Annotated in this window: 8 protein-coding genes; 4 read left to right on the plus strand and 4 right to left on the minus strand. The window is 70.8% G+C overall.

Annotated elements, in window-relative coordinates:
• Positions 1-330: translation initiation factor IF-2 N-terminal domain-containing protein (locus VIR15_RS16330; RefSeq protein ID WP_331929631.1), on the minus strand; the 330-nt coding region annotated here is incomplete at its 3' end.
• A 161-nt stretch (positions 331-491) separates the two neighbouring features.
• Positions 492-797, minus strand: a complete 306-nt coding sequence (locus VIR15_RS16335) for a YlxR family protein (RefSeq protein ID WP_331929633.1) — start codon at positions 795-797, stop codon at positions 492-494.
• A gap of 173 nt (positions 798-970) precedes the next feature.
• On the opposite strand from VIR15_RS16335, the gene VIR15_RS16340 reads away from it, so the two are divergent.
• Entirely contained in the window at positions 971-1,324 is a 354-nt protein-coding gene (locus VIR15_RS16340; protein ID WP_331929635.1) for a YciI family protein, read from the plus strand.
• A 160-nt stretch (positions 1,325-1,484) separates the two neighbouring features.
• On the opposite strand, the gene nusA is transcribed toward VIR15_RS16340, so the two are convergent.
• Entirely contained in the window at positions 1,485-2,501 is a 1,017-nt protein-coding gene (gene nusA / locus VIR15_RS16345) for a transcription termination factor NusA (protein WP_331929637.1), read from the minus strand.
• Complete coding sequence (rimP, locus tag VIR15_RS16350) at positions 2,501-3,079, minus strand: ribosome maturation factor RimP (protein ID WP_331929639.1); 579 nt, start codon at positions 3,077-3,079, stop codon at positions 2,501-2,503. Before rimP ends, nusA begins: the two co-directional genes overlap by 1 nt.
• Positions 3,080-3,194: 115 nt before the next feature.
• Here rimP and VIR15_RS16355 point away from each other — a divergent pair, with 115 nt between their 5' ends.
• From VIR15_RS16355 to VIR15_RS16365, 3 genes are all read left to right on the plus strand, one after another.
• Positions 3,195-4,130, plus strand: coding sequence for a hypothetical protein (locus VIR15_RS16355; protein ID WP_331929641.1), 936 nt, complete (start codon positions 3,195-3,197; stop codon positions 4,128-4,130).
• Positions 4,127-5,035, plus strand: a complete 909-nt coding sequence (locus VIR15_RS16360) for an aminoglycoside phosphotransferase family protein (protein ID WP_331929643.1) — start codon at positions 4,127-4,129, stop codon at positions 5,033-5,035. The genes VIR15_RS16355 and VIR15_RS16360 overlap by 4 nt, the downstream gene beginning before the upstream one ends.
• A 72-nt stretch (positions 5,036-5,107) precedes the next feature.
• Positions 5,108-6,785 (plus strand): thioredoxin domain-containing protein (locus VIR15_RS16365; RefSeq protein WP_331929645.1); only part of this gene is annotated, 1,678 nt, incomplete at its 3' end.

Raw genomic sequence — 6,785 nt, forward strand, 5'->3', positions numbered from 1 at the left:
CTGAGCAGCCGGCACCGCGGGTGCGGGACGACTCGGGGTGGGCGCGGCAGGCGCTGCCTTGACCGCGGGTGCGGACGGCGCCGTCGCCTTCGCTGCAGGGGCACCGCTGGGAGCCGTCGAAGCCTTGGCGGCCGTCTTGGCCGCGACCTTGCCATCGGCTCCGGAGCGGAGCTCCGTCGGGAACGTTTCCTTGATCTTGCGGACGACAGGGGGCTCGATGGTCGACGACGCCGACCGGACGAACTCTCCCTGGCTCTTCAGGTGTGCGAGCAGAACCTTGCTCTCGACTCCGAGCTCTTTCGCGAGCTCGTAGACCCGGACCTTGGCCACATTTCTCCTGTCTTGGTCCGGACCTGACAGGAGGCCGAACCGTGGGTTATTGCTGGGGCTTGCTCATCGCTGAGGACTCATCGGAGGCTCATAGCGTTTGACCCGCCTTGGTTCGTTGACGTGTGGTGCACGGCCGTCGGGTGACGACCGATCTCGTGCTGCTACGGGTGCTGGATCCCGAGTTGCTGTGCCACCGCGCTGATGTCGACCGGCGCCTGCAGGCGCAGGGCACGTCCGAACGCCTTGCGGCGCACTGCCAGCTCGAAACACTCGGGTCGGGGATGCAGCCACGCACCCCGCCCCGGCAGTCGGTGTCCCGGGTCCGGCCGAAGGTGAACCGGGGTGCTTCCCGGTGCATCTGCGTCCTTCGCCGCGACCACTCGCAGCAGAGCCGACCAGCTATCCGTTCCTCGACATCCCACACAGGTGCGGGACGGCTCGGCGCGGAGTCCAGTCCGGTCGGCCACAGAACAGTCTAACCCGTATGCCGCCGAGCTTGGTCCTCGGGCCCTCGCGGGCTCCTGCTCCTCCCGATGATCGGAGCTGTCAGGATCGCGCCTTGCCGTTCGACGTAATAGTGGTCAGGGTTGAGAAGGTCCGCCAACGTCGGGTCGGCTCTGGGCGACGAAGGAGCAGCGTCATGCGATTCATGGTTCTGGGCAAGGCCACCGAGGAGACCGAGCGCGGGGACCTGCCCACGCCCGAGGAGTTCGCCGCCATGGAGGCCTTCACAGCGGAACTCGTTGCCGCCGGTGTGGTCGTTGACGGCGCTGGCCTCAAGCCGAGCTCGGCGGGCAAGCGGGTGGCGTTCGACGAGGAGGGCGAGTCCTCGGTGCTCGACGGGCCGTTCGCCGAGACAAAGGAGATCGTCGCCGGTTACCAGATCTGGGAGGTCTCCTCGCTCGACGAGGCGATCCAGTGGGCCTGCCGCTCTCCCGTCCGCAACGGTGTCGTCGAGATCCGCCCGCTCTACTCGGCGGAGGACTTCGCGTAGGTCGCGGACACCGAGCCAAGGGAGGCGGCCGCCCCGTAGGGCCGCGCGATCAGGGAGGGCTCGCGCGTGGCGGGATGCCGAGCGCACTACGGGCCAGCGCAGGCTCTGAACGAGTGAACAGCTTTCGGTCCCGCGGCGAAGCCGCGTCCCCGAAAGCTGTTCACTCGATCCGAGCGGGGGCCTCGGTGTCCGGGCGGATGTCGATGCGCCAGCCGGTGAGCTTGGCGGCGAGGCGGGCATTCTGGCCCTCCTTGCCGATCGCGAGGCTGAGCTGGTAGTCGGGCACGATCACCCTCGCCGTGCGGGCGGCGGCGTCGACGATCTCGACTGACTGGACCCGCGCCGGCGAGAGTGCAGCGGCGACGAACGCGGCCGGCTCGTCCGAGTAGTCCACGATGTCGATCTTCTCGCCCCGCAGCTCCGTCATGACGGCGCGGACCCGGGCTCCCATCGGGCCGATGCAGGCGCCCTTGGCGTTGACGCCCGGCACCTTTGAGTGGACCGCGATCTTCGTCCGGTGGCCGGCTTCCCGAGCGAGGGCGGCGATCTCGACCGTGCCGTCCGCGATCTCCGGCACCTCGAACTTGAAGAGGGTGCGGACGAGGTTGGGGTGCGTCCGGGACAGCCCGACCTGCGGCCCCCTCGGGCCCCGTTTGACGCTGACGACATAGCAGCGGAGGCGCTCGCCGTGGACGTACCGCTCCCCCGGCACCTGCTCGGCGAGCGGGAGGATCCCCTCGACGCTGCCGAAGTCGACGAGGACGTTCCGGGGGTCCTGGCTCTGCTGGATGATGCCGGAGATGACGTCGCCCTCGCGGCCCTTGAAGTCGCCGAGGATCGCCTCGTCCTCCAGGTCGCGCAGGCGCTGGACGATCACCTGACGGGCCGTCGACGCGGCGATCCGACCGAAGCCCTCCGGGGTGTCGTCGAACTCCGGACCCGGCTCGCCACGCTCGGCGCGCTCGCCCTCCTCCGCCGGCAGGAGCTCACCCTCTTCGCGCGCCCAGACGATGACGTGGCCGGTCTTGCGGTCGAGCTCGACCCGGGCCAGGCGGTAACTGCCCTCGGTCCGGTGGTAGGCGACGAGGAGGGCCTGCTCGATCGCGGGGATGAGCACATCGAGGCTGAGGTCCCGCTCCCGCTCGAGGGCTCGGAGGGCAGCAAGGTCGATGTCCATCAGTGGTCCTCCTCCGAGCCGGCGAGCCCGGCATCCGTGTCAGCGGCGTCGGGAGCCGACGAGCCTGCGTCGTCCGGCCGCTTGAACTCGACCTGCACCGTGCCCCTCTGGACCGAGTCCAGCTCGATCCCCTCGATGCGGGCGGCAGCCTTCTTGGTGGCCGGGATGGCGAGAGTCAGGCGATCCGCTCCCACCTCGGTGAGTCGGCCCGTGTCCGAGCCACCCTCGTGGACGACCTCGACGAGCCGACCGACCTGGCGGCGGAACTGGTCACGGGACTTCAGGGCGCGGCCGATGCCCGGCGAGCTGACCTCGAGGACGTAGGGCGCCCGGCCCATGACGTCTGAGTCGTCGAGACGGTCGCTGACGACACGAGTCGCGTCGGCGACGTCGTCGAGGGAGATGGGCGGCACGGGGCTGGACGTGTCGGCTGGATCCAGGTTGGCGATGTCTGTGTCGACGAGGACGCGGACAACCCTGCGCTTGCCGGCCGGGCTGATGGTGACGTCCTCGATGACGAGCCCGAGCGGCGCGAGAGCGGGCTCGATGGTGGCTCTGATCTGCTCGGCCGTGCTCATCGCCCACACCTCCTGCTCTTCTCGAATCCCGGCGCAGACCAGCTCGGATGCGCGCCGCGTGGAACCACTCTAGCCGCGCGCCGGGTGCCGCACGTCCCGTGGGAGGATCTGACCCATGGATGGCGACACCCGGGCGCACGGGTCCCGGGTGCACCTCCCGCCGGTGTCGACGACTCGCCGCCTGTTCCTCGTCGGGGGCGGCGCCGCCCTGCTGGGGGCAGTCGCCGGCTGCGGTTTGCGCCTCGATCTACCGCAGCCTCCGCCGCCGGTCCCGACCAGACGCCGCGCACCCGACGAGGCCCTGGTCATCGGCGTCGTCCGGGACCTCGATGCGCTCCTCCGAGCGTGGCCGGCTGCCTCCAAGCCAGCCGTTCTGAAGCAGTCCCGATCTCTGCTCACCGAGCTGCGGACGGTGCTGGTCGGCCGTCTGACGAACGAGGGGGTGCCCACCGAGGAGATCACCTCGGCGCCGAGCACGGCTCCGGCAGCCGGGAAGCTCCCGGTCGGAGAGCTCCGCAAGAGGCTGGCCGACCTGCCCTCCGCCCACCTGGAGGCCACGACGAGCGCGACCGCGGAGACGCGGGAACTGCTGACAGCGGCATACGGCACGATCTTCGCCTCTGCAGAGCGACTTGGAGCGGAGACCGCGCCCGCGGCCGAGACGAGCCCCGTGCGGCCGCAGCTCGCCGAGCGCACGTCCCCGCTCGTCTACGCCTTCGAGGTGGTGGCGGCGCAGTCCTCAGGGACCCAGCGCCGTCAGGCCCTGGGCACCCTGGAGCGCCTGCGCGGCCTCGAGCGACTCGTCGGGCGCGACGACGCGGCGAGCGGATGGTCCCTTCCCTTCCCCGTGACCGACCAGCGCAGCGCCCGCCGCCTCGGGGACACCGTGCTGCAGCGTGCCGTCGGCGGCCTCGGTGAGGTCCTCGGCGCAGCGCCGACCACCGAGTCGCTCGACGACGTGGCGCGGTGGGTCGCCGCGATCCAGCTCGCGGCGGACACGTGGGGTCTCGCTCCGGTCGCGTTCCCCGGGATGGAGCAGCCCGACCGGTGATCGACCTCATCCCGCTGCACTTTGCCCATCACATCGCGAGCTTCGAGCCGGATGGTTACGTCTCCGGCGAGGACTGGCTACAGGCGCTTCCCGGGCTGCTCGGGGACCTGCTGGACGAGTGGGAGCTCGAGCCCACAGGCCGCAGCATGAGCGGCTTCTGCTCCGTCGTGATCCCCGTCCGGGTCCTTCGGACCGGCGACCCGGCTGTCCTCAAGGTGTCCTGGCCGCATCCGGAGGCGGCCACGGAGGCCCTCGCACTCCAGACCTGGAACGGGCACGGCGCCGTCCGGCTCGTCCGGGCGGACCCGGCCCGTTTCGCGCTGCTGCTGGAGCGCCTCGGCACCCGGGACCTGACGGACGTGCCCATCGACGACGCGTGCGCCGTCATCGGCGATCTCCTCTCGACACTGCGCAGGCCACCGCACCCGCGCGTCCCGCGCCTCACGGACTACGCCGCGCGGCAGGCGCTGGAGCTGCACGCCGCGCCGCCAGTCATCCCACGGCGCTACCTCGACCAGGCGGCCGCCCTGGCCCGTGAGCTCGTCGCCCGGCCGCCGTCCGAGGAGCGCCTGCTCCACACGGACCTGCACTACGCGAACGTCCTGGCCGCCGAGCGCGCGCCCTGGCTCGCGATCGACCCAAAGCCGATGGCCGGCGACCCGGCGTTCGAGGTCGCGCCGGCCCTCTGGAACCGCGCCGACGAGCTCGGCACCGGCTCGCAGGTGCGCTGGTCCCTCCGCCGACGTCTCGAGATCATCTGTGAGCGAGGGGGCCTCGACGAGGGGCGCGCGCGAGCGTGGACCATCGTGCGCGAGGCCGACAACGCGCTCGGGGTCGCCGACGACCCGTCGGCGCGCGACCGCGTCAGCTTGGCGGTCATGATCATCAAGGCGATGAACGACTGACGTCTCGACGACGGCAGCTGTCGTGTCCGCGACTCGCGAGGTGACCCCTGGGCCATCGCCTAGCGTGGGGTGATGAGCAACCGACTCGGCACGGCCACCAGCCCGTACCTCCTCCAGCACCGGGACAATCCGGTCCACTGGCAGGAGTGGGGTGAGGCGGCCTTCGCCGAGGCGCGGGAGCGCAACGTTCCGGTCCTCCTCTCGGTCGGCTATGCAGCCTGCCACTGGTGCCACGTCATGGCGCACGAGTCCTTCGAGGACGAGCAGGTGGCCCGCGCGCTCAACGACCGCTTCGTCTCCGTCAAGGTGGATCGCGAGGAGCGGCCCGACATCGACACGGTCTACATGTCCGCCGTCACCGCCCTGACGGGCCAGGGCGGGTGGCCGATGACCGTCTTCCTCACTCCTGACGGACAACCCTTCTTCGCCGGCACCTACTTCCCCCGCGACCACTTCCTCCGCGTCATCGACGCCATCGACGAGGCCTGGCGCACGCGAGAGGACGAGGTACGCGCCTCCGGCCTTCACATCGCCGGCGCCCTTCGCGAGGCGGTCGGCAGCCCTCAGCCGTATGCCGCTGAGCTCGCTGATCTCGATCGTGCGGTCTCCGTGTTGTCGAGTCAGTTCGACGCGGCCGCAGGCGGATTCGGGACGGCGCCGAAGTTCCCGCCGTCGATGGTGCTCGAGTTCCTCCTGCGACACCATGCCCGGACCGGTGACGACGGGTCGGTCGCCATGGCGGACCGGACCCTCGAGGCGATGGCCCGCAGCGGCATGTACGACCAGGTCGGCGGTGGCTTCGCGCGCTATTCCGTCGACGCGAACTGGGTCGTGCCGCACTTCGAGAAGATGCTCTACGACAACGCCCTCTTGTTACGGGTCTACGCCCACTGGTGGCGATTGACTCGCAAGCCCTTGGCGGAGAAGGTTGTTCGCGAGACCGCTGCGTTTCTCTTCGATGAGCTGCGCACGGCCGAGGGCGGGTTCGCCTCCTCGCTCGACGCCGACACGAACGGCGTTGAGGGCCTGACCTACGTCTGGACCCCCGGAGAGCTCGTCGAGGTGCTGGGCCAGGATGACGGGGCCCGGGCTGCACGGCTGTTCTCGGTGACCGACGGCGGCACGTTCGAACACGGCACCTCGACGCTCCAGCTCCGCACCGATCCCGAGGACCCAGCCTGGTTCGCCGATGTGCGCTCCCGGCTCGCCCGGGCCAGGGCCGAGCGCCCCCAACCTGCGCGGGACGACAAGGTCGTGACGTCGTGGAATGGCCTTGCCATCGCCGCTCTCGCCGAGGCCGGCGCGATCCTCGAGGAGCCCGCTTGGGTCACTGCCGCCGCCAGCTGTGCGGACCTCGTGCTCGATCTGCATGTGGTCGACGGCCAGCTTCGGCGTGCCTCGAGGGAAGGCAAGGTCGGAGAGGCGACCGGTGTGGCGGATGACCACGGCAACCTCGCCGAGGGGCTGCTCGCGCTCCACCAGGCGACCGGTGGGGCGCGGTGGCTCGCCGTTGCGAAGCGGTTGCTCGCGCAGGCCCGGGACCGCTTCGCTGCCGAGGACGGGGGGTTCCACGACACCGCCTCGGACGCCGAGCAGCTGTTCCTGCGTCCGCGCAGCGGCGCGGACAACGCCGAACCGTCCGGCCAGTCCGCTCTCGCCGGCGCCCTCGTGACGTTGGGGGCCCTGACCGGCTCCCCCGACGACCTCGATGCCGGGCGCCGCGCCGTCGAGGCTGGCATGGCGCTCGCCG

This window comes from Intrasporangium sp. (assembly GCF_036566125.1).
Classification (GTDB): Bacteria; Actinomycetota; Actinomycetes; order Actinomycetales; family Dermatophilaceae; genus Intrasporangium.